The organism is Glutamicibacter sp. NPDC087583, from assembly GCF_044743685.1.
GTDB lineage: Bacteria > Actinomycetota > Actinomycetes > Actinomycetales > Micrococcaceae > Glutamicibacter.
Window position 1 is genome coordinate 192,939 of record NZ_JBIUWY010000004.1, and the last position, 20,657, is coordinate 213,595.

Sequence of the window (20,657 nt, forward strand, 5' to 3'; positions counted from 1 at the left end):
TGCCGCTGGTGCCATGGGCCCTCCCGCACGCGATTGCGGGAGGGCCCATGCGTGCCCGACGTTTTTGATGGCCCAGCAAGAAGGAAGAAGACATGGACCGCCTCGCACTGCCCCTGAAGGACACCGCCAATGGAACGGTGCTGACGCTGCAAGCCCATGGCTTCACCGCGCAAGTGGCCACGGTGGGCGCCACCCTGGTTTCCCTCCAGTACGGCTCCCGCCCGCTGGTGCGCGCTTTCGACCCGCACGGGCCGCGCCCGGTTTTCGCGGGCGCCATCCTGGCCCCGTGGCCCAACCGGGTGATCGACGGGGCCTACAGCTGGGAAGGCCAAGAGCTGCAGCTGCCGATCACCGAGCCGGAGCGCGGCCATGCCCTGCACGGCCTGGTGATCGATACCGGCTTCGAGATCATCGAGCACCGTGCCGAGTTCGCCCAGCTGCGCACCGTCATCGCCCCGAGCGCCGGCTATCCGTACGAGGTGCAGCTGGTGATCGGCTACCGGCTGGAGGCCGGCGGGCTGCGCACCGTCGCTGCCGCCACCAACCTCGGGACGGGCACCGCGCCCTTCGGCTGGGGTTCGCACGCCTACCTGGTCGCCCCGGGCAAGAAGGCGGATGAATGGACCTTCACCCTGCCAGCTGGCAAGGTGCAGCTGACCGAAGGCCCGCGCCTGCTGCCGCGCGACACGGTTCAGGCCGCCGGCACCGAGCTGGATTTCCGCACCCCGAAGCCCATCGGGGATCTCTTCATCGACCATGCCTACACTGGCCTGGCTGCCCGCGCGGACGGTTCTTTCCGCGCGGAGATCACCGACGCCGGGGGCGTCGGATCGCACATCACCTGGGACGAAGCCTGCCCGTGGGTCCAGATACACACCGCCGACCGCGATGATCCGGCCCTGGACCGCACCGGCCTGGCCATCGAGCCGATGACCTGCCCGCCGGGCGGCTACAACTCCGGCCAGGACGTCATCGCCCTGGCACCGGGCGCCAGCCACGAAGCCAGCTGGCTGATCGGCCCGGTCCAGCCGCGCTAGCATCCCAGGCGCCACCCACCTTTGGAACCACCACGAGTCAACTGGAGAGATTGCAATGCCGCAGGGCTCCGCAGCACATGAACCGACCCACCGGGTCCATCACCTGGCCGATGGCCGCGAGGCGATTTTCTTCGCCGACGCCAATGCCGCCGTGCCCGAACCGGTGGCCGACACCCGGCCGCTGGATCCGCGCGGGGAGCCTGGCGAACTGCGCTACGACCGGCTGACCGGGGACTGGGTGGCCGTAGCGGCCCACCGCCAGTCGCGCACCTACCTCCCGCCCAAGGAAGAATGCCCGCTGTGCCCCAGCGTCCACGGGCGGCAGAGCGAAATCCCTGCCGAGGACTTCAACGTGGTGGTTTTCGAGAACCGCTTCCCGTCCCTGGGCCCGGCACTGGGCCGGATTCCAGCGGCCGCACCGGTGCAGCAGCCGGCCCCGGCCTACGGGCGCTGCGAGGTCGTGGTGTTCACCCCCGAGCACACCGGTTCCTTCGCATCGCTGGATGATGCCCGGGCGCGCACCGTCATCGAGGCCTGGGCGCAGCGCACCGCCGCCCTGTCCGCCATGGAGGGCATTGCGCAGGTGTTCGTGTTCGAGAACCGCGGCCAGGATATCGGCGTGACCCTGCACCACCCGCATGGGCAGATCTACGCCTACCCGTACCTCGCGCCAACCGCCGCCAAGATGGCCGGCCAGGGCATCGCGCACCTGGAGAAGACCGGGCGCACCCTGATGGGCGACATCCTGGACTTCGAGCGCAAGGAGGGCACGCGCATGGTCGCCCAGGGCCAGCACTTCTCCGTGTTCGTGCCCTACGCGGCCCGCTGGCCGCTGGAAGCGCACCTGGTGCCGCACCGCCACGTGCCGGACTTCGCCGCGCTCAATGCGGACGAAAAAGCCGAGTTGGCCGTGATGTACCGGGACCTGCTGCGCGGATTCGACGCGCTGTACCCGACGCCCACCCTGTACATCGCCGCCTGGCACCAGGCTCCGCTGGAGCCCGTGGCCCGCAAGGCCTCACGGCTGCACCTGCAGCTGACCAGCCCGCGCCGGGCCGCTGACAAATTGAAGTTCCTGGCCGGATCGGAAGCTGCCATGGGCGCTTTCATCAACGACGTCCCGGCCGAGCAGACTGCTGCACGGCTGCGCGAGGTCATGCCATGAGCCGCAGCGGAACGAAGGAAACCGCGGTGCGCGTCAACGCCCTGCGCGAGAAGTTCACCAAGGCCTACGGCCACCACCCGGAAGGCATCTGGCGGGCCCCGGGACGGGTGAACCTGATCGGCGAGCACACCGACTACAACATGGGCTATGTGCTGCCCTTCGCCATCGACAAGAACGCGCTGGTGGCCGTGCGCCGCAAGTCGCAGCTGGAGCCGGGCAGCCAGGTGCTGGATTTCGCCTCCACCTACGGGGCGGGCGACGAACCGCCGGTCACCTCCATTACCCTCGATGAGCTGGTGCCCCGCGCGGTGCCCGGCTGGGCCGCCTACCCGGCCGCCGTGCTGTGGGCGCTGAGCCAGCTCGATGGCGTGCACATTGGCGGGCTGGAGCTGATGGTGGACTCCGATGTCCCGGTGGGCTCGGGCTTGTCCTCTTCGCATGCCCTGGAAGTGGCGACCATCGTGGCGCTGGACGATCTCTACGGCCTGGGCCTGTCCAAGGTGCAGATGGCCCAGCTGACCCAGCGTGCCGAGAACGAATTCGTGGGTGCTCCGACCGGGATCATGGACCAGAGCGCCTCGCTGATGTCCCATGCCCAGCATGCGCTGTTCCTGGATTGCCGATCCATGGAATCCCAATCCGTGCCGCTGCCGCTGGCGCAGCATGACGCGGTGGTCCTGGTCATGGACACCCGCGTAGAGCATTCGCACGTGGATGGCGGCTACGCCGCCCGTCGCACCAGCTGCGAGCAGGCCGCCGCGGTGCTGGAGGTAGCATCGCTGCGCGAGGTGCACAGCATCGAAGAGCTGGAGGCCATTGGGGACCCGGTAGCCAAGCGCCGCGCCAAGCACATCGTGACCGAGAACCGCCGCGTCCTGGATACTGTCCTCGCGCTGCGCGAAGGCGACCTGCCCGCGGTGGGCAAGCTGCTTTGCCAGTCGCACGAATCCATGCGCGACGACTACGAGATTTCCAGCGAGGAACTGGACGCCGCCGTGGAAGCGGCCATGGCGGCCGGGGCGATCGGAGCCCGGATGACCGGTGGCGGTTTTGGCGGCAGCGCCATTGCCTTGGTCAAGCGCGAGCAGATCGAACCGGTCAGCCAGGCCGTCCGCGAAGCCTTTGACCAGGCCGGCTATGTCGAGCCGGCCATTTTCACCGTAATTGCAGACGAAGGAGCAGGCCGGGCATGAGTTGGCTAGTGACCGGCGGAGCCGGATATATCGGATCCCACGTGGTGCGTTCGCTGTCCGCGGCAGGCCTTGAGCCGGTCGTCGTGGACTCGATGTCCAGCGGGGTGCACGGCTTCGTTCCCGAACAGGTGCCGTTCTACCAGCTGAACATCCTGCAGACCGAAAAGCTCGTGGAAATCATGAAGCGCCACGAGGTCACCGGGGTCATCCACTTGGCCGGCTACAAGTATGCCGGCGAATCGGTGAAGCACCCGCTGCTGGCCTTCGAGCAGAATGTCACCGGCACCGCGCACCTGCTCGAAGCCATGGCGTCCTCCCGCGTGCACAACATGGTCTTCTCCTCCTCGGCAGCCGTCTACGGCACCCCGGACGAAGATGTGGTGACCGAATCCACCGGCACCTTCCCCGAATCCCCGTACGGACAGAGCAAGCTCGTGGGGGAATGGCTGATCCGCGACCAGGCGGTGGCTACCGGGCTGAAGCACACCTCGCTGCGCTACTTCAACGTGGTCGGCTCGGGCAGCGAAGAACTCTACGATGCCAGCCCGCACAACCTGTTCCCGCTGGTGTTCCAGGCGCTGAATGCCGGAAAGACGCCGAAGATCTTCGGCACCGACTACGACACCGAGGACGGCACCTGCGTGCGCGACTACGTGCACGTCGCCGACCTGGCGCTGGCGCACGTGGAGGCGGCCAGGAAACTGGAAGCCGGCGAGGTATTGGAGCCGGTCTACAATTTGGGCTCCGGCGATGGCGTCTCGGTGCGCCAGATCATGGATGCGGTAGCGAAGGCCACCGGCATCGGTTTCACCGCGGTGGAAGAAGCGCGCCGCCCGGGCGACCCGGCGCGCATTGTCGCCGACGGGAAGCTGGCCGCCCGCGACCTTGATTGGCAGATGCGCCATAGCCTGCAGCAGATGGTCCACAGCGCCTGGAAGGCTTCGGCCCAGCGCGGCTGATTGCGCCAAGCTGAAGCGCAGCGGCCTGGGAAACTAGCTGGTGCGCAGCGTGGCCGCGATCTGATCCATGGTCTGCGCAATCGCCAGCGATTCAGCCAGCGGCATGACCGGGGATTCGGCCAGGCCCAGGGCAATGCACTGGGCCACGTGGGCCGCTTCCCAGCCCAAACCGGCAGTAGGCGAGGTTTCCGTGAACTCGCGGCTGTCGGCGATCTTGCCGTCGGCACTGCGCAGCACCAGCCCGGAACCGCAGCACATCGGGCGCTGGAGTTCCAAGGTGCCCTGCGTGCCGGCAATCCATGCGCCCTGCGGCGAATCGGTTTCGATGCTGCTGAAGACCATTGCCGTGGAACCGTCTACATTGGAAAGGACCGCGGTGAAGGTAGCGTCAACCCCGGTTTTGGCCATGCGTCCCGAAGCGTGCAGGAGCTGCTTGGCAGGGGAGACCATGGCGCTGAAGGCAATAGGGTAGACGCCGACATCCAGCAGGGCCCCGCCGCCGAGCGCCGGGTCGTAGATGCGCGAGTCGTAGTCGACCTCGAACTTGGCGCCGAAATCAGCCTGGACGGTGATGATCTGCCCCAGGATTCCGGACTTGACGACCTGTGAAACCACATTGCCGATGGGCAGGAATCGTGACCACATGGCTTCCATGGCGAAAACTCCGGCAGCCTTGGCCGCCTCGATGATCCGGGAAGTTTGCCCGGCGTCCAGGCTCATTGGCTTCTCCACCAGGACATGCTTGCCCGCGGCGATCGCCTCGAGCGCAAGTTCCGCGTGGCCGCTGTGCGGGACGGCGATGTAGACGACATCCACCCCAGGGTCCCCGAGCACCTCGGCATAGGAGCCGAAGGCCCGGGTTCCGGCGTCTCCGTAGGTGCGTGCGAACTGCTCGGAGCGGGCCAAGGTGCGCGAGCCGACTGCTGCGAGCCGGCTGGCGGTCAAGTCGTTCAGCGATGCGGCAAACTGCGAGGCGATCCACCCCGGCCCGAGGATGCCCCAATTCAGCGCAGGAGCCGAGGAGGGATGGGGCAGCGTGGATTCGGGTAAGGCTAGTGGCACTGAAGGCTCCGATGGCAGGCAAAATTCATGGTGGATCCTAATCAGACTAGTGGAAGGCGCAAGGCGGGGGAAGAGCAGTATTCCAACGACTATTCACCGATCAGCAGCATCTGGGGTTAGCGGTATGCGGCCCCAGGGCATCCTCGGTTAATCAGTGTGCATCCTCGTGACCGCCAAGGGCAGCGTCCGGGCCACGGTTGGCAGGCCGGCAGGCGGGCCGCGAGTAGTGCTGGCGATTCATCTGGCGACCGCAACACCGCTACGCTTCTGCCTCGCTTTCGCTGAATTCGCGACTAGATCCAGCGGAATATCCCTGCTATCGCGCAGCGGGCGGGCGGTAGCCTCGCGGGCTTCTCGCACTTAGCGGTGGGCCATGGCATCGAAAAGCGCACGGGCGGAAACTCGGATTGGGCGAGCACATCCCCTCAAGGGTCCTGCTGGAAGCGCGCAGTAATATCCGGGATCCCATCCTCGCCGCCGGCGCCAGCGATGGGCTGGCTGGTAAGCCTCAATTGCTGAGCCAACCGCCTGGCTACAGGTCGACCGCGTTGGCCAGCACCGGTAGCTGCTTGCGAGCGGCCTGGACCTGGCTGAGATCCAGATCGACTACCAGCAGCTCGGGTTCTGCACCGGCCCGGGCAATAATGCGTCCTAGCGGATCAACCACCACCGAATGCCCGACGCCCAAAGGCGCGGTACCGGTGATCTTGCGTCCAATGCTTTCAGGATCAGCCTGGTCCACTGCCACCACGAACGTCGTCGCGTCCAAGGCGCGGGCCTGCGCAAGGGTGGTCCACTGCTCGGCCTTGCCCTCGCCCTGGCCCCACGAAGCGCTGACGATATTGACCGCTGCACCAGCCTTCGCATGGCGGGTGAACAAGCGCGGGAACCGCAAGTCGTAGCAGGTGGCCAAACCGATCGTCGTTCCCTCATGCTCGAACTGCACCGGAGAAGTTCCGGGCGTCACCGAATCCGACTCGGCATAGCCGAAGGCATCGTAGAGGTGGATCTTGTCATAGTGGGTATCTACGCCTTCACCGGCGACCAGCAAGGTGTTGCGTACCCGGCCGCCTTCACCGGGGGTGAACATGCCCACGGCAATGGTGATGCCTATATCCCGCGCCTGCTGGCGGATCAGTGTAGCCCAGGGCCCATCCAGGGGTTGCGCGTACTTGGCGAGATCGTGGCCGAAGGAAACCTGCATGGCCTCGGGGAAGACCACCAGCGAGGCGCCTGCTTCCTTTGCCCGGCGCGCATGATCGCGCACTGTTACCAGATTGCGCTGCGGATCAGCGGTGCTCAGAACCTGCGCCAAAGCGATTCTCATGGGATAGTCCTTTCCTGCTGCCAGCTGCTGGCTATGCGCTACCTTCACGACTCTACGCAGTAGCGATCAGCGAAGCTACATCCGGGCCATCTGCACCTCTTCACGGCCCTTGGACACCGACATCACGTCCTTTTGGCGCTCACCGTCCACCTGGGCAGCCAAGGCATCCAGCTGCGACATTGATTCCAGGGATAAGCGGACATCCAGCGCCCCCAGATTATCCTCGAAGTGCGCGCTGAAGCGGGTCCCCGGAATCGGGGAGACGGCCACGTTGAATGCGCGTGCTTTTTCATAAACCCACGCCAGTGACGCCTGGGCGGTTGAAACACCTTCGCGCTGGGCCACCTCCGCGATGACTTGCCGCAATGGATGGTTGTGCTGCATGCGGGCCGCTTCGAAGCGCGGGAAGTTATGGCGGATGTCGTTGGCTTCAAGCTGCTGCAGGGAATCAACTTCCCCGGTGAAGTACCCGCGACCCAGCGACGCGTAGGTCACCAGGCCCACGCCGAGTTCACTGGCGGCTGGCAAGAGCCATCTTTCGATGTCCCGGCTGAAAATCGAGTACTCCATCTGGATCGCGGAAATTGGATGCACCTTGTGGGCTCGGCGCAGCTCCTCGGAAGTCACTTCGGACAAGCCGATGTGCCGGGCCTTCCCTGCTTCGACTAGCTCCTTGTAGGCTCCGACAGTCTCCTCGATTGGCACCCGGGAATCCACCCGGTGGTAGTAGTACAGGTCAACGTGGTCTACGCCCAGCCGCTGCAGGCTCGCATCCATGCATTTCTTGATGAAGTCCGGGTCGCCATTAGCGCGTGGGTCTCCCGGATTCTTCGGACGCACGATGCCCGCCTTGGTTGCCAGGGTGACTTCGCCGCGACGGGTTTTGAGCACCTGCGAGAGCAGGGTTTCGTTGTGCCCTTCGCCGTAGATGTTGGCGGTATCCAGGAACGTGACGCCGCGATCAAGAACATGGTTCAAGGTGCGCAGGGATTCGGCATCGTCGGCCGATCCGTAGGGCCCGCTCAGGGACATGCAACCAAAACCCTGCGAGGTGGCTTCCAACCCCTGGCCGAGGTCGATGCTGTTTGCGATCTGCTGTGCCATGGTGGTCCTTCGAGCAGTCAGTTTCTCTCTTCTTGAGCCTAGCGAAGCAGGATTCAGCGGTCATCATGTTCCGTGATTTATTGAGTTCCGTGAACTGCGGCCGAAACGACACACCGTAGCTAAAGTGGCAATGACCAGCATAAAGAGACTGTGTCTCACTTCTGCCCTTGAATCTCAGAGTAAAATTCTTGCCATGGGAAGCGTGGTTCGCGATCGAGTGCGCGAAAAGATGAAAGTCGAGTTGGCGGAACAGGTTTATGCCGTGTTCGCCGAACGCGGCATGGAGAACGTCACCGCCCAGCAGGCAGCCCAGGCAATCGGAATATCCCGTGCCACGTTCTTCCGGTACTTCTCGTCAAAAGAGGACGCGGTAGTTACTGCGTTGCGTTCCATGACCGCGCACTTCTCCGACATGGCCAGCTCCATGTCTTCGCATCCGGGCGAGAGCTTGTTGGAGCTTTTGCGCCGCAGCTTTGAATCGGCAGTAGTATTCGCTGAGCAGGATCCGGTGGCGATGCAGGGCCGCATTGAGCTGGTCAGGAGCACCCCTGCGCTCCGGTCCAGCTGGCAGGAATCCCGGCGAGAGCAGCAGGTAGCGCTGGCCCAGGCGCTGTCGCCGTTCTGCGCGAACCAGCGGCTGGCTGAAACCGCCGCGTTGCTGGGTCTGGCCCTTTACGACCATGCACTGACCCGTTGGGTTGGGACGGCGGGCAGTACACTTCGCGAGATCCTCGATGAAGCCTTCGACTTCGCGGCCATGATCGATGACAACTGGGCGGAGAAGCGCTAGCAACCGCTACAGGCTACGGCAAGCGAAGCACCTTGATCGCCTCGGCCAAGTACGGTTCCGGGCTGGGGTCAGCAGATTGCGCCCAGCTGATCCATGCTGCAAAAGTCACCGTGCCGAAGGCCAGCGCCAGATAGGGTGCCGTCTGCGCGCTGACCCCGCCTTCCGAGAAATGCCGCAGCACCCGCTCGTTGTCCTTGCCCATCCGCATCGAGGCCTGGGCCAGGAGCTCGGGCTGGTCAGCGATAAGCCGCAGGCGTCCTCGCGTGACCTCCGGATCCGGCAGCGAATCGAAAGCTGCCACCGCAGCAGCGTGCATGGCACCCACCAGGTCGTGGCCCTCCTGCTTCGCCGAGGCGAAGGCGCCGTCTGAAATGGCCGAAGCTTCCAGCAGGCCGCCCCACACCAAATCCGCCTTGGAAGCGAAATAGCGGTAGAGGCTCTTGCGTCCGATTCCCGCTTCTTCGGCAATTTGCGCCATCGAGACTTCGCCATAGCCATGCTTGGCGAAGAGCGCCAGGGCGGTGCGGGCCACGGAGTCGGGATCAATGGACTGCGGGCGCCCAGGCAGGTGCGTGGCAACGGAATCTCGGGTGTCAGGCATATCCCAATTATGGCCCATTGAGTTAAGACACAGTGTGTCATAACATGAAACTACCAATTCATCGGCAACCAGAAGGAACGGTTATGGGCATGGAAAACGCATGGCAGGAAAAGGTCACCGCAGAACGTTTTGCCGGCAAGACAGTGGTGGTCACTGGCGCCGGTTCGGGCATCGGCAAGGCCACCGCGCTGCGCGTGGCCAAGGAAGGCGGCAAGGTGATCGCCGCGGACATCAGCCGCGAACGGCTCGATGAGCTTGTTGCCGAGAACCCGGATCTGGACGTTGCCGTTGTGGCCGGCGACATCACCGACCAAGCGGTAGTGGACCAGGTAGTGGCAGCTGGCGAGGGGCGGATCGATGCGCTGGCCAACGTCGCCGGCATTATGGACAAGTTCGAGCCGATCCACGAGATCGAGGACTCGACCTGGGAACGGGTCATGAATGTGAACGTCAATTCCGTTCTGAAGCTGACCCGTTCGGTGGTCCCGCTGATGCTCGAGGCCGGCCAGGGCAACGTGGTCAATGTGGCTTCGGAAGCTGGCCTGCGCGGCTCGGCCGCCGGCGTCGCATACACGGCCTCGAAGCACGCGGTCATCGGCATGACCAAGAACTCGGCTGTCATGTACGGCAAGAAGGGGCTGCGTTTCAACGCAGTGGCTCCGGGTGCGGTGCAGACCAATATCGAGGCTCCAATGGCCTCCGAATTTGCCCAGCAGGTAATCCCTCCGCTGATGGGCATCATTCCGGGCATGGCTACCGCAAGCCAGCTCGCCGCCTCGATCACCTTCCTGCTCAGCGAGGACAGCACCAACATCAACGGCGTGGTCCTGGCTTCAGATACCGGCTGGAGCGCCATCTAGCAAGGCCTGCCTGGAGACGAGTTTCCCTGCCAGCAGGTGGAACGGCCATCGGCCGGGGTGCACTGGAAAGCTCCAGTGCACCCCGGCCGATTAGCTCTCAAGGTCCCCGCAGTTTTCCGTGCGGCAACCGCCTGACTCAGCTGCGCGCTTCTGCGCGTTCCTCATCGGGGTAGCTTTTTTGCGTGGCCGCAGCTGCTTCGGCTTCGGTTGCCGGGCTCATATCGAACTTGAGCAGGGCCTCCGGGGTGGGGCCACCGCCGAACTTCGGTGAAGGCTGGCCGCCGTTGGCTACGCGTTCGGCCTCCATGGCTTCCCATTCCTCATCGCGTCCGAGCATGCGGGCCGAGTCCTCATTGGTGATTTCCCCGGCGAAGGCGCGCTTCATTGCCTCGCGGTCGAACTGCCCTTCCCATTTGGCGACCACGAAGGTGGCCACGCAGTTGCCCAGCAGGTTCACGGCAACGCGCATCGAATCCATGATGCGGTCCGCGCCCAGCAACAGGGCCACGCCGGCCACCGGGAAGATGCCCAGGGCGGCTGCCGTCGCCGATAGGGCCAAGAACGAGGATCCAGGGACGCCGGCCATGCCCTTGGAAGTCAGCAGCAGGATGCCCAGGGCGGCAAGCTGCTGGCCAAAGCTGAGATTGTGGCCGAACGCCTGGGCCAGGAACAGCAGCGAGATGGACAAGTAGATGGCCGCACCGTCGAGGTTGAAGGAATATCCGGTCGGGACCACCAAGCCGGTGGTGGCGCGGGAGCATCCGGCGTTGGTCAGCTTGGTCATGATGCGAGGCATCACCGACTCGGTTGATGCGGTGCCCAGGGCCAGCAGGAATTCCTCGCGGGTGTACTTGATGAATTGCCACAGCGGAACCCGGGCAAATCCCCAGGCGATCAGGAAGAGGATGCCGATGAACAGCAGGGCCGCGGCGTAGCAGGCGAGAATTAATTTCGCATAGGTGCCCAGTGTCTCGATGCCGTATTGGCCGATGATGAAGCCCATGGCGCCGAAGGCACCCAGGGGTGCGACCCGCATGACCCAGCTCATGACCTTGAAGATCAGCTCCAGGACGTTCTCGAACACCGCGAGCAGTGGTGCGCAGCGTTCCTGGCCGACCACCACGATGGCTGCGCCGAAGAAGACCGAGAAGAACAACACCTGCAGCAAGTTATTATCCGCGAAGGCGCCGATGACGCTGACCGGGATGATTCCCAGGATGAAGTCGGCGGCCCCCTTGGCCTCTCCGGATTTCTCTTCGATGGCCCCGGCGTCGAGGGATGACGGGTCGATGTTCAACCCGGCGCCTGGCTGGAAGAGGTTGGCAATGATCAGGCCGAAGACCAGGGCGAAGAGTGTGGCGCAGGTGAAGTAGACCAATGCCTTGACGCCAACGCGTCCCACTGCCTTGACATCGCCCACCGCCGCAATGCCGGTGACAATCACCAGGAAGATCAGCGGGGCGATGATCATCTTGATCAGCATGATGAATCCGTCGCCCAGCGGGCGCAACTCGGATCCGACCTTCGGCAGGAAGTGGCCGATCAAGACGCCGGCGACGATTGCGACGCCAAGCTGGAAGAACAGGGAAGTGTAGAAAGGTTTCTTGGGGGTTGGCTCAGCGACCCGGAAGTCGTCTGCGGATTTGATTTTCATGGCTGCTCCTGAGGATGGACTCGCTCCGAGGTATGTGCCCGTGGCTTGGATGGTGTCAACTGTAAGGCACGTCACAATATTCCGCAATGAAAAAAGATAATTTCGTTATGCGGAATGGATTCCTTCTGGATTATGGAATTAATCCGTGTTTGATAGGCATTTATCTGGCTCCGAGTACCGCTGTGCCGATGGCGGCAGCGTTGGGCGTGTCACGCGCCATCGGGGGCTCGTGCTGTGCCGCGCGGGGCCGGCGAGGAATGAACCCGGGGGTACCGCTGTTCTTGATGCAGGGATCCCGGTTATTGCGCGTCGGGCAATCGGGCTGTGTCGCCCGGGCTGGCCGCCGTAAGCTGACCCTACCTGGAAGTCGCGGATGGCTTACTGGGATCATGGACAAAGGTGGAACCCACCGATTACTTCCAGCAGGATTGAGAGCACTCACTTATGAGCATGGAAAGCGCCGCCTGGCATTCGCTATGGAAGCTGTCAGGAGACAAGGGCAAGGCCTACGCTCCAACCACGCCTAAGCGAGTGCTGAAGTTCGCAGCCAGCTACAAGTCCCGGCTGCTGGTCTTCGTCGTCTTCTCCATCTTCGCCGCAGTCCTGGCCGTGATCACCCCGGTGCTCGCTGGACGGGTGGTCGACGAAGTCGTCGCGCAATCCGGGGTGCGGACGATCATCAACTTGGCTCTGGTCATGGCGGGGATCGCGATCCTGGATGCGGTGGTGTCCGTAGTGGTCCGCTGGTTCTCCTCGCGCTTGGGCGAGGGCATCATCTATGACCTGCGCACCGCAGTCTTCGACCATGTGCAGAAGATGCCGGTGGCATTCTTCTCGCGCACCAGGACCGGTGCGCTGGTCAGCCGCTTGAACAACGATGTCATCGGCGCGCAATCCGCCTTCGCCGGAACCCTTTCCGGGCTGGTCTCCAATACCGTGGCGCTGGTGCTCACCGCTGCGGTCATGTTCACCACCTCGTGGCAGGTCACGCTGATCGCTCTGGTGCTGCTGCCGATTTTCCTCTTGCCCGCCCGCCATTTCGGCAGGTCCGTGGCCCTGCTGCGCCGTGAATCCGCGGACCTGAACGCGACCATGGGCAACCAGATGACCGAGCGCTTCTCCGCCCCCGGCGCCACCTTGATCAAGCTTTTCGGCCGTCCCAAGGACGAGTCCGAGCAGTTCGCGCTGCGTGCCGGCAAGGTGCGGGATATCGGCGTCAAGATGGCCATGCGCCAGTTCTACTTCGTCGCCGCACTGACCCTGGTTGCGGCCCTGGCACTCGCCCTGGTCTACGGTCTGGGCGGCATGTACGCGGTACGTGGCGATCTGGCCGCCGGCGACGTGGTGGTCCTGGGCATGCTGCTCACCCGCCTCTACACGCCGCTGACCGCACTGGCCAACGCGCGCGTGGAAATCACCAGCGCGCTGGTCAGCTTCGACCGGGTCTTCGAGGTGCTGGACTTGGAGCCGCTGATTGCCGATGCCCCGAACGCCCGCCGCCTCGAGGCCGGGGCGGTGCCGGTGAGATTCAACCACGTGAGCTTCTCCTACCCGAGCGCCGACAAGGTCTCGCTGGCTTCGCTGGAAGAAGTCGCCATCCTGGACACCCGCGGCGGCGAAGAGGTCCTGCACGATATCGACTTCGAGATCCCCGCGGGCCAAACCTACGCGCTGGTCGGCTCCTCGGGTGCGGGCAAGTCCACCATCGCCTCGCTGCTGGCGCGCCTGTACGACGTGGATTCGGGCAGTGTTGAACTGGCCGGCGAGGATATCCGCCAGCTTGAGCTCGATTCGCTGCGTTCGACGGTGTCCATGGTGACCCAGGACGGGCACCTCTTCCACGAGAGCATCCGCTCCAACCTGACGCTGGCCCGGCCCGAAGCGACCGAAAAGCAGATCTGGGAGGCGCTGGAGCGTGCCCGGCTGAAGCCGGTGATCGCTTCCTTGCCCGATGGCCTGGATACCGTGGTGGGCGAGCGGGGCTACCGGCTTTCCGGTGGCGAACGCCAGCGCATGACCATTGCCCGTCTGCTGCTGGCAGCACCCCAGGTAGTCATCCTGGATGAGGCGACGGCGGCCCTGGACTCGTCGAATGAAGCGGCGGTGCAGGCGGCGCTGGGCGAGGCGCTGGCAGACCGCACGGCGCTGATCATTGCCCACCGCCTGTCGACCATCCGCTCGGCGGACCAGATCCTGGTCGTGGAGGGCGGGCGCATCGTCGAGCGCGGAACCCACAGCGAGCTGCTGGCCTTCGGCGGACGCTATAGCGAGCTGCACGAAACCCAGTTCGCGCAGTAGCACGCCTGTTCGCCGGCTCCATAGGTGTTCCGGCACCAGCGCGAACTGAGATGCCCGCCTGGGCGGTCGATGCCATCGACTGCCCAGGCGGGCATCTTTGCTTGCGTGCCGGAATCGCCAAGCGCGGCTAGTCCGCCGCGGCCACCAGCTGGCGTCCCAGCTCGCGGGCCGCCTCCTGCAATACCGGCACCGCGCTGACGATGAAGGCCTCGTCAACGCGGGTCACCGGCCCGGAAACCGAGATGGCCATCGGCGTTGGCGCGCCCGGTACTGGCACGGCGATGCAGCGAACCCCTAGTTCCTGCTCTTCCTCGTCGATGGCGTAGCCGCGTTCGCGGGTGGCCTCGACATCGGTGAACAGCTTGCCCAGGGTGGTGATGGTGTTCGCGGTCTTCGGGGGCATGCCCGCCTGCGAGACCAAACGCTGCACGCGCTCGTCATCCAGCACCGAGAGCACGGCCTTGCCGACCCCGGAATTGTGCAGCATGGCGCGGCGTCCGACTTCGGTGATCATGCGCATCGAGTGGGCTGACTGCACCTGGGCGATGTAGGTGACCATGTCTCCGTCGAGCACCGCGATATTCGCCGATTCGCCCAGCTTCGCGACCAGATCCTTCAGCGCAGGGGAGGCCAAGGCGCCCAGCTGGCGGTTGGCTACCTCGCCCAGCCGGATCAGCCGCGGGCCCAGTGAATAGCGGCGGTTGGGCAGCTGGCGCACGTAGCCCACTCCGACCAGGGTGCGCAGCAGGCGGTGGATGGTCGGCAATGGCAGGGGAGTATCGGCGGCAAGCTCGCTGAGCGCGGCTTCTCCGCCGGCACGGGCGATGACTTCCAGGAGCTCGAAAGCACGTTCGACGGACTGGACGCCGCCGGTGGTGGACTTGCTGGAAGTCTGCGTCATCTTTGCTCCTAATAAAGGCACTGGTTTCGGAAGAGGGCTACGCATTACTTCTACGATGCGAAATCCTAGTCCCAAGAATAGCGCAGAATCAGGCTTTTCTTCCACGATCCGATATTAACTCGGCAAAAAATCGTGCCGGGCGCCACAAAACACTCTTGCATTTTCATTTTGAGGATAATAGTATCCACTATACGGAAACTTTTACAGGAGGATCAGATGGCAGCACCAAGCCCGGGATATTCACTCACGCTTCGCGTCCAGACACCTGCGTCGATTACCGCTACCAGCGAGCTGGCCGGCGCGGTCGGTTCGGCCGGCGCGCACATCACCGCCCTGGATGTCACCGAGTCCAACCACACCCACATGGTGGTGGACGTTTCCTGCAACACCACCGACGTGGCCCACGGCGAGACCGTGCGCGCGGCGCTGGATAACCTCGATGGCGTAAGCGTGCGCAACGTCTCGGACCGCACCTTCCTGATGCACCTTGGCGGCAAGCTCTCGGTGACCCCCAAGGTCGCCCTGCGCAACCGCGATGACCTCTCCCGCGCCTACACCCCGGGTGTCGCCCGCGTCTGCATGGCCATCGCCGAGAACCCTGCCGATGCGCGCAACCTGACGGTCAAGCGCAACACCATCGCCGTGGTCACCGACGGCTCGGCCGTGCTGGGGCTGGGCAATATCGGCCCGGCCGCAGCCCTGCCGGTCATGGAAGGCAAGGCGGCGCTGTTCAAGCAGTTCGCCGATGTCGATGCCTGGCCGGTCTGCCTGGACACCCAGGACACCGAGGAGATCATCATGATCGTCAAGGCGCTGGCACCGGTCTACGGCGGGGTGAACCTCGAAGACATCGCCGCCCCGCGCTGCTTCGAAATCGAGGCCCGGCTGCGCGAAGAACTGGACATCCCGGTCTTCCACGACGACCAGCACGGCACCGCAATTGTCACCCTGGCCGCGCTGCTCAACGCGGTGAAGGTCGTGGACAAGAAGATCGAGGACCTGCGCATCGTGGTCTCCGGGGTCGGCGCGGCCGGCAACGCGATCATCCAGCTGCTCATGGCCCGCGGCGCGCAGAACATCATCGCCTGCGGACGCAATGGCGCGATCACCCGCAACGAAGCCTACGCCGATGCGCACCGCACCTGGCTGGCGGAAAACACCAATCCGCAGAACTTCACCGGCACCCTGAAGGAAGCCATCGCCGGCGCGGACGTCTTCATCGGCGTCTCGGCCCCGAACGTGCTGGACGAAGCCGATATCGCCGCCATGAACGAGCGCGCCATCGTCTTCGCCATGGCCAACCCGGATCCCGAGGTGGACCCGGAACTGGCCGGTCGCCACGCGGCGGTGGTCGCCACCGGGCGCAGCGACTTCCCCAACCAGATCAACAACGTCCTGGCATTCCCAGGTTTCTTCCGCGGGCTGCTGGATGCAGGCGTCACCGAGATCACCGACGCCATGCTCCTGGCCGCCGCGGACGCCATTGCCGCGCGGGTCAGCGAATCAGAGCTGAACCCCGGATTCATCATCCCGTCGGTATTCGACCCACAGGTCGCCTCCGATGTGGCCATGGCAGTGCAGGACGCAGCCGCCGCCAAGTAGGCGCTGCGCAGCAAGACCTTAGGGTGCATGTCAACGCACCCTTCATTGGAACAGAGCACAAGAAGTTAAGGAACAACCCATGAGTATTGAAATCACCAGCATCCCCGACGCCGCCGATGCCCAGCAGATCCTCTCGGGCGAAGCGCTGGCCTTCATCGAGAAGCTGCACCAGAAGTTCGCTGGCACCCGCGATCAGCTGCTGGCCGCACGCGGCGTGCGCCGCCAGCAGTTCTCCGATGCCAAGTCCATCGACTTCGATCCGCAGACCGAATCCGTGCGCACCGGCGACTGGAAGGTCGCCGAAGCCCCAGAGGCGCTGCGCGACCGCCGCGTGGAGATCACCGGCCCGGCCTCCCCGGCCAAGATGGCCATCAACGCGCTGAACTCCGGCGCCAAGGTCTGGCTGGCCGACCTGGAAGATGCTTCCACTCCGAGCTGGTTCAATGTCATCGATGCGATCTCCAATCTCTCGGCCGCCGCCCGGGGCACCTTGGCCTTCACCGATGCGAAAACCGGCAAGTCCTACGCGCTGCGCACCGACGCCCCGCGCGCGGTCGTGGTGGTCCGCCCCCGCGGCTGGCACCTGCCGGAGAACAATGTGCTCATCGACGGCAATCCGGCGGTCGGTGCACTGGTCGACTTCGGCCTGCACTTCTTCCACAATGCCAAGGTGCTCGCCGAATCGGGACAGGGCCCGTTCTACTACCTGCCGAAGATGGAGCACTACCTGGAATCGCGCCTGTGGAACGAGGTCTTCACCTTCGCCCAGGCCGAGCTGGGCATCGCCCACGGAACCGTGCGCGCCACCATGCTCATCGAGACCATCCCGGCCGCCTTCCAGATGGAGGAATTCCTCTACGAGCTGCGCGAGCACGCCTCTGGCCTGAACGCGGGCCGCTGGGACTACCTGTTCTCCATCATCAAGACCTTCCGCGAAGCCGGCGAAGCGTTCATCATGCCCGACCGCTCGGCCGTATCGATGACCGCGCCGATGATGCGCGCCTACACCGAGCTGCTGGTCAAGACCTGCCACAAGCGCGGGGCTTTCGCCATGGGCGGCATGGCGGCGTTCATCCCGAACCGCCGCGAACCAGAAGTTACCGCCGCCGCCTTCGACAAGGTCCGCGAGGACAAGTCCCGCGAGGCCAACGACGGATTCGACGGCTCCTGGGTCGCCCACCCTGACCTGGTTGAGCTGTGCAAGGAGATTTTCGACGCGAAGCTCGGCGAGAAGCCGAACCAGATCGACCGCCAGCGCCCGGAGGTCGAGGTCACCGCGGCCCAGCTGCTGGACGTGGCCAGCGCTCCTGGCGATGTCACCGAGGCCGGCGTGCGCGCCAACCTCTACGTGGCCGTGAACTACGTGGCCGTGTGGCTCTCGGGCAACGGCGCGGTCGCCATCCACAACCTGATGGAAGACGCCGCCACCGCGGAGATCTCGCGCTCGCAGATCTGGCAGCAGATCCGCAACCAGGTGGTCGCCGCCGACACCGGCAACACCATCACCGCCGAACTGGTTGCTGGCATTCTCGCCGAAGAGGTTGAACGCCTGCGCGCGGAGGTCGACAATGAAGAGCACTTCAACGCCTACTACCAGCCGGCAGCGGAACTGATCGCGAAACTGACCAGCGGCAAGGACGAGGATTTCGCGGACTTCCTCACCACCCCAGCCTACGAACTCTTGGAAAAGGAATACGTGACCAAGCCATGAGCAACACCTTCGATGAGTCCACGCTTGCCAGCGTAGAAGCAAAGCTGGCAGCCACCGACCGGCTGCTGGAAACCTCCTACCCGGGGGATACCGGAGCCCGCCAGCCGATCCATACCGTGTACGTCCCCGGGGACAAGTACACCGTGGACCTCCCAGAACGTTGGGGCCACAATGCAGTAGCCACTGCCGGAGGACTGATTGGCCTATCCGCCTTGGCGGCCAAGCTCAAGCTGGCCGAACCAGAGCGCTTGGCGGAACTGGTTGGCGCGAAGCTGGCAAGCGAACCCATCGAAGATCTGCGCCTCGATTTCGAGGACGGCTACGGCAACCGCACGGATGCGGAGGAGGACGCCGCAGTGCTTGCCGCGGCCGACTCGGTATCCGCCGCGGTGGCCGCCGGCAAAGCCCCGGCCTGCATCGGCATCCGCTTCAAATGCTTCGAAGCACCCACCCGGGCCCGCGGGATCCGCACCCTGGACCTGTTCATCACCCGGCTTCTGGCCAACGGTCCGCTGCCCGAGGGCCTGCGCCTGACCCTGCCCAAGGTGACCACCGTGGCCCAGGTCGAGTCCATGGTCTACCTGGCCGAGAAGCTGGAAGAAGCCCACGGGCTGGAAGCCGGACGCATCCGCTTCGAAGTGCAGGTGGAAACCCCGCAGGTCATCCTGGCCGCCAACGGAACCCATCCGGTGGCCCAGCTGATCGCCTCGGGCAAGGGCCGGGTATCCTCGCTGCACTACGGAACCTACGACTACTCCGCGTCGCTGGGCGTGGCCGCCGGATACCAGTCCATGGAGCACCCGGTAGCGGACTTCGCCAAGGACGTCATGCAGGTGGCCGTAGCCGGCACCGGGGTGGAACTGTCCGACGGCTCCACCAACATCATCCCGGCCGGCGACCCGGAGAACATTGCGGCCGCCTGGGAACTGCACGCCCGCCTGGTCTCCCGCCACCTGTCCCGCGGCATCTACCAGGGCTGGGACATGCACGAGAATCAGCTGGTCACCCGTTACCTGGCCACCTTCGCCTTCTTCCGCGAAGGCCTGCAGGCAGCCGGAACCCGGTTGCGCAACTACGTCCACCAGATCAACTCGGCCATCATGGACGAGCCGGCCACCGCACGGGCCCTGGCCCGCTACATCCACCGCGGGGTGGCCTGCGGTGCGGTCAGCGCCGACGAGGTCACCGAACTAGCCCAGATCACCCTGCCCGAACTCGAGGCGATCGCCTTGAACCGCTCCCACGCCTAAGGACAACACCATGACTGTTCCAGCCATCCAGAACTCCTCGTCGTACTACTCGGACTTCGGCGGCCACCCGCCGCAGAGCGATCTGCTCACCGACCGGGCCATCGTCACCGAGGCCTATACCGTGATCCCCAAGGGCGTGCTGCGCGACATCGTCACCAGCGTCTTCCCCGAGTGGACCAACACCCGTGCCTGGGTGCTCAACCGCCCGGTCGCCGGCGGGGCCACCACCTTCTCCCAAGCCATCGTGGAAGTTGCCCCGGGCGGCGGCGCCACCAAGCCGGAGCCGCAGGCCCAGGTGCAGGGATTCATCTTCGTGCTCACCGGGCAGCTGACCCTTCTCATCGAGGGCACCGAACATGTGCTGGTGGACGGCGGCTTCGCCTACCTGCCAGCCGGCGCTACGTGGTCCGCCCGCAATGACGGCACCGAGACCACCAGCTTCCACTGGCTGCGCAAGCGCTACGAAGTGCTTGAAGGCGTCGCCGCACCGGCTCCCGTGGTGGGCAATGAGCGCGACATCGAACCTGGCCCGATGCCGGGCACCGATGGCAAGTGGCGCACCACCCGCATGCTCGATCCCAACGACGTGGCCTTCGACTTCGGCGTGAATATCGTGACCTTCGAACCGGGCGCATCCATCCCGTTCGCCGAAACCCACGTCATGGAGCATGGCCTGTACGTGCTTGAAGGCAAGGGCGTGTACCGGATGAATGGCGACTGGGTCGAGGTCGAAGCCGGGGACTACATGTCACTGCGCGCCTTCTGCCCGCAGGCTTGCTACGCCGGCGGCCCGGAGAACTTCCGGTACCTGCTCTACAAGGACCAGAACCGCCAGATCGCGTTGTAAGCGTTCATTTCCAGAGACTGCCGGGGCCGCACCCCGCGCTGACCCGCCGGCCATCGGCGCACCGTGTCCATTTCATGTTCCAGTGATGTTTCTTTTGCTCGGACATGGTGGGCTGACGGCAGGGTCGCGCGGGATGCGGCCTTCGGTTTTGGCGACCCGGGGCTGTTTCGTGAAGATCCAAGGATCACTTGGAACCGCTCATCGAAACCATCGGCAATACCGGGCGTCATCCCGGCAATCGCGGGGAGCACGGAATCGTCCAACGTTGGACGGGTTGGAATTGGGACTCATCACTG

The 20,657-nt window shown here is 64.7% G+C and carries 17 protein-coding genes; 11 read left to right on the forward strand and 6 right to left on the reverse strand.

The window, feature by feature from the left end; all coding sequences use genetic code 11:
- Positions 1-92 precede the first annotated feature (92 nt).
- The 4 genes from ACIOU9_RS12400 to galE are packed head-to-tail and all read left to right on the forward strand — an operon-like array spanning position 93 to position 4,354.
- On the forward strand, positions 93-1,037 hold the full coding sequence (locus tag ACIOU9_RS12400) for an aldose 1-epimerase family protein (RefSeq protein WP_402697083.1): 945 nt from the start codon (positions 93-95) through the stop codon (positions 1,035-1,037).
- 55 nt (positions 1,038-1,092) lie between these two features.
- On the forward strand, positions 1,093-2,202 hold the full coding sequence (gene galT, locus ACIOU9_RS12405) for a galactose-1-phosphate uridylyltransferase (RefSeq protein ID WP_402697084.1): 1,110 nt from the start codon (positions 1,093-1,095) through the stop codon (positions 2,200-2,202).
- A complete protein-coding gene (galK, locus tag ACIOU9_RS12410) occupies positions 2,199-3,395 on the forward strand; it encodes a galactokinase (protein WP_332728162.1) in 1,197 nt (398 codons plus the stop codon). The genes galT and galK overlap by 4 nt, the downstream gene beginning before the upstream one ends.
- A complete protein-coding gene (gene galE / locus ACIOU9_RS12415; RefSeq protein WP_105656519.1) occupies positions 3,392-4,354 on the forward strand; it encodes a UDP-glucose 4-epimerase GalE in 963 nt (320 codons plus the stop codon). The genes galK and galE overlap by 4 nt, the downstream gene beginning before the upstream one ends.
- A gap of 33 nt (positions 4,355-4,387) precedes the next feature.
- On the opposite strand, the gene ACIOU9_RS12420 is transcribed toward galE, so the two are convergent.
- From ACIOU9_RS12420 to ACIOU9_RS12430, 3 genes are all read right to left on the reverse strand, one after another.
- Positions 4,388-5,416: a Gfo/Idh/MocA family protein gene (locus ACIOU9_RS12420; RefSeq protein ID WP_402697086.1), complete on the reverse strand. Its 1,029-nt coding sequence runs from the start codon at positions 5,414-5,416 to the stop codon at positions 4,388-4,390.
- Between the two features lie 532 nt (positions 5,417-5,948).
- Positions 5,949-6,743: a carbon-nitrogen hydrolase family protein gene (locus tag ACIOU9_RS12425; protein ID WP_105656517.1), complete on the reverse strand. Its 795-nt coding sequence runs from the start codon at positions 6,741-6,743 to the stop codon at positions 5,949-5,951.
- A 75-nt stretch (positions 6,744-6,818) separates the two neighbouring features.
- Complete coding sequence (locus tag ACIOU9_RS12430) at positions 6,819-7,847, reverse strand: aldo/keto reductase (RefSeq protein WP_332486390.1); 1,029 nt, start codon at positions 7,845-7,847, stop codon at positions 6,819-6,821.
- Positions 7,848-8,040: 193 nt separating this feature from the next.
- On the opposite strand from ACIOU9_RS12430, the gene ACIOU9_RS12435 reads away from it, so the two are divergent.
- Entirely contained in the window at positions 8,041-8,637 is a 597-nt protein-coding gene (locus tag ACIOU9_RS12435) for a TetR family transcriptional regulator (RefSeq protein WP_402697089.1), read from the forward strand.
- 13 nt (positions 8,638-8,650) lie between these two features.
- On the opposite strand, the gene ACIOU9_RS12440 is transcribed toward ACIOU9_RS12435, so the two are convergent.
- Positions 8,651-9,238 carry a TetR family transcriptional regulator gene (locus ACIOU9_RS12440; protein ID WP_105656514.1) on the reverse strand — a complete coding sequence of 196 codons (588 nt, stop codon included), beginning with the start codon at positions 9,236-9,238 and terminating at the stop codon, positions 8,651-8,653.
- An 83-nt stretch (positions 9,239-9,321) separates the two neighbouring features.
- On the opposite strand from ACIOU9_RS12440, the gene ACIOU9_RS12445 reads away from it, so the two are divergent.
- Entirely contained in the window at positions 9,322-10,098 is a 777-nt protein-coding gene (locus tag ACIOU9_RS12445) for an SDR family NAD(P)-dependent oxidoreductase (protein ID WP_105656513.1), read from the forward strand.
- A 136-nt stretch (positions 10,099-10,234) separates the two neighbouring features.
- Here ACIOU9_RS12445 and ACIOU9_RS12450 read toward each other — a convergent pair whose 3' ends face one another.
- Complete coding sequence (locus ACIOU9_RS12450; RefSeq protein WP_105656512.1) at positions 10,235-11,752, reverse strand: cation:dicarboxylate symporter family transporter; 1,518 nt, start codon at positions 11,750-11,752, stop codon at positions 10,235-10,237.
- 444 nt (positions 11,753-12,196) lie between these two features.
- On the opposite strand from ACIOU9_RS12450, the gene ACIOU9_RS12455 reads away from it, so the two are divergent.
- Positions 12,197-14,050, forward strand: coding sequence for an ABC transporter ATP-binding protein (locus tag ACIOU9_RS12455; RefSeq protein WP_133833865.1), 1,854 nt, complete (start codon positions 12,197-12,199; stop codon positions 14,048-14,050).
- 127 nt (positions 14,051-14,177) lie between these two features.
- On the opposite strand, the gene ACIOU9_RS12460 is transcribed toward ACIOU9_RS12455, so the two are convergent.
- The gene (locus ACIOU9_RS12460) at positions 14,178-14,951 is read right to left on the reverse strand and encodes an IclR family transcriptional regulator (RefSeq protein ID WP_402697091.1); all 774 of its coding nucleotides are present in this window, start codon (positions 14,949-14,951) and stop codon (positions 14,178-14,180) included.
- A gap of 216 nt (positions 14,952-15,167) precedes the next feature.
- On the opposite strand from ACIOU9_RS12460, the gene ACIOU9_RS12465 reads away from it, so the two are divergent.
- From ACIOU9_RS12465 to ACIOU9_RS12480, 4 genes are all read left to right on the forward strand, one after another.
- Positions 15,168-16,553 carry an NAD-dependent malic enzyme gene (locus ACIOU9_RS12465; protein ID WP_332486400.1) on the forward strand — a complete coding sequence of 462 codons (1,386 nt, stop codon included), beginning with the start codon at positions 15,168-15,170 and terminating at the stop codon, positions 16,551-16,553.
- Between the two features lie 79 nt (positions 16,554-16,632).
- On the forward strand, positions 16,633-18,264 hold the full coding sequence (aceB, locus tag ACIOU9_RS12470; RefSeq protein ID WP_402697093.1) for a malate synthase A: 1,632 nt from the start codon (positions 16,633-16,635) through the stop codon (positions 18,262-18,264).
- Positions 18,261-19,514: a DUF6986 family protein gene (locus tag ACIOU9_RS12475; protein ID WP_105656507.1), complete on the forward strand. Its 1,254-nt coding sequence runs from the start codon at positions 18,261-18,263 to the stop codon at positions 19,512-19,514. Before aceB ends, ACIOU9_RS12475 begins: the two co-directional genes overlap by 4 nt.
- Before the next feature lie 10 nt (positions 19,515-19,524).
- Entirely contained in the window at positions 19,525-20,361 is an 837-nt protein-coding gene (locus ACIOU9_RS12480; RefSeq protein ID WP_105656506.1) for a bifunctional allantoicase/(S)-ureidoglycine aminohydrolase, read from the forward strand.
- The last annotated feature ends 296 nt before the right edge of the window (positions 20,362-20,657 follow it).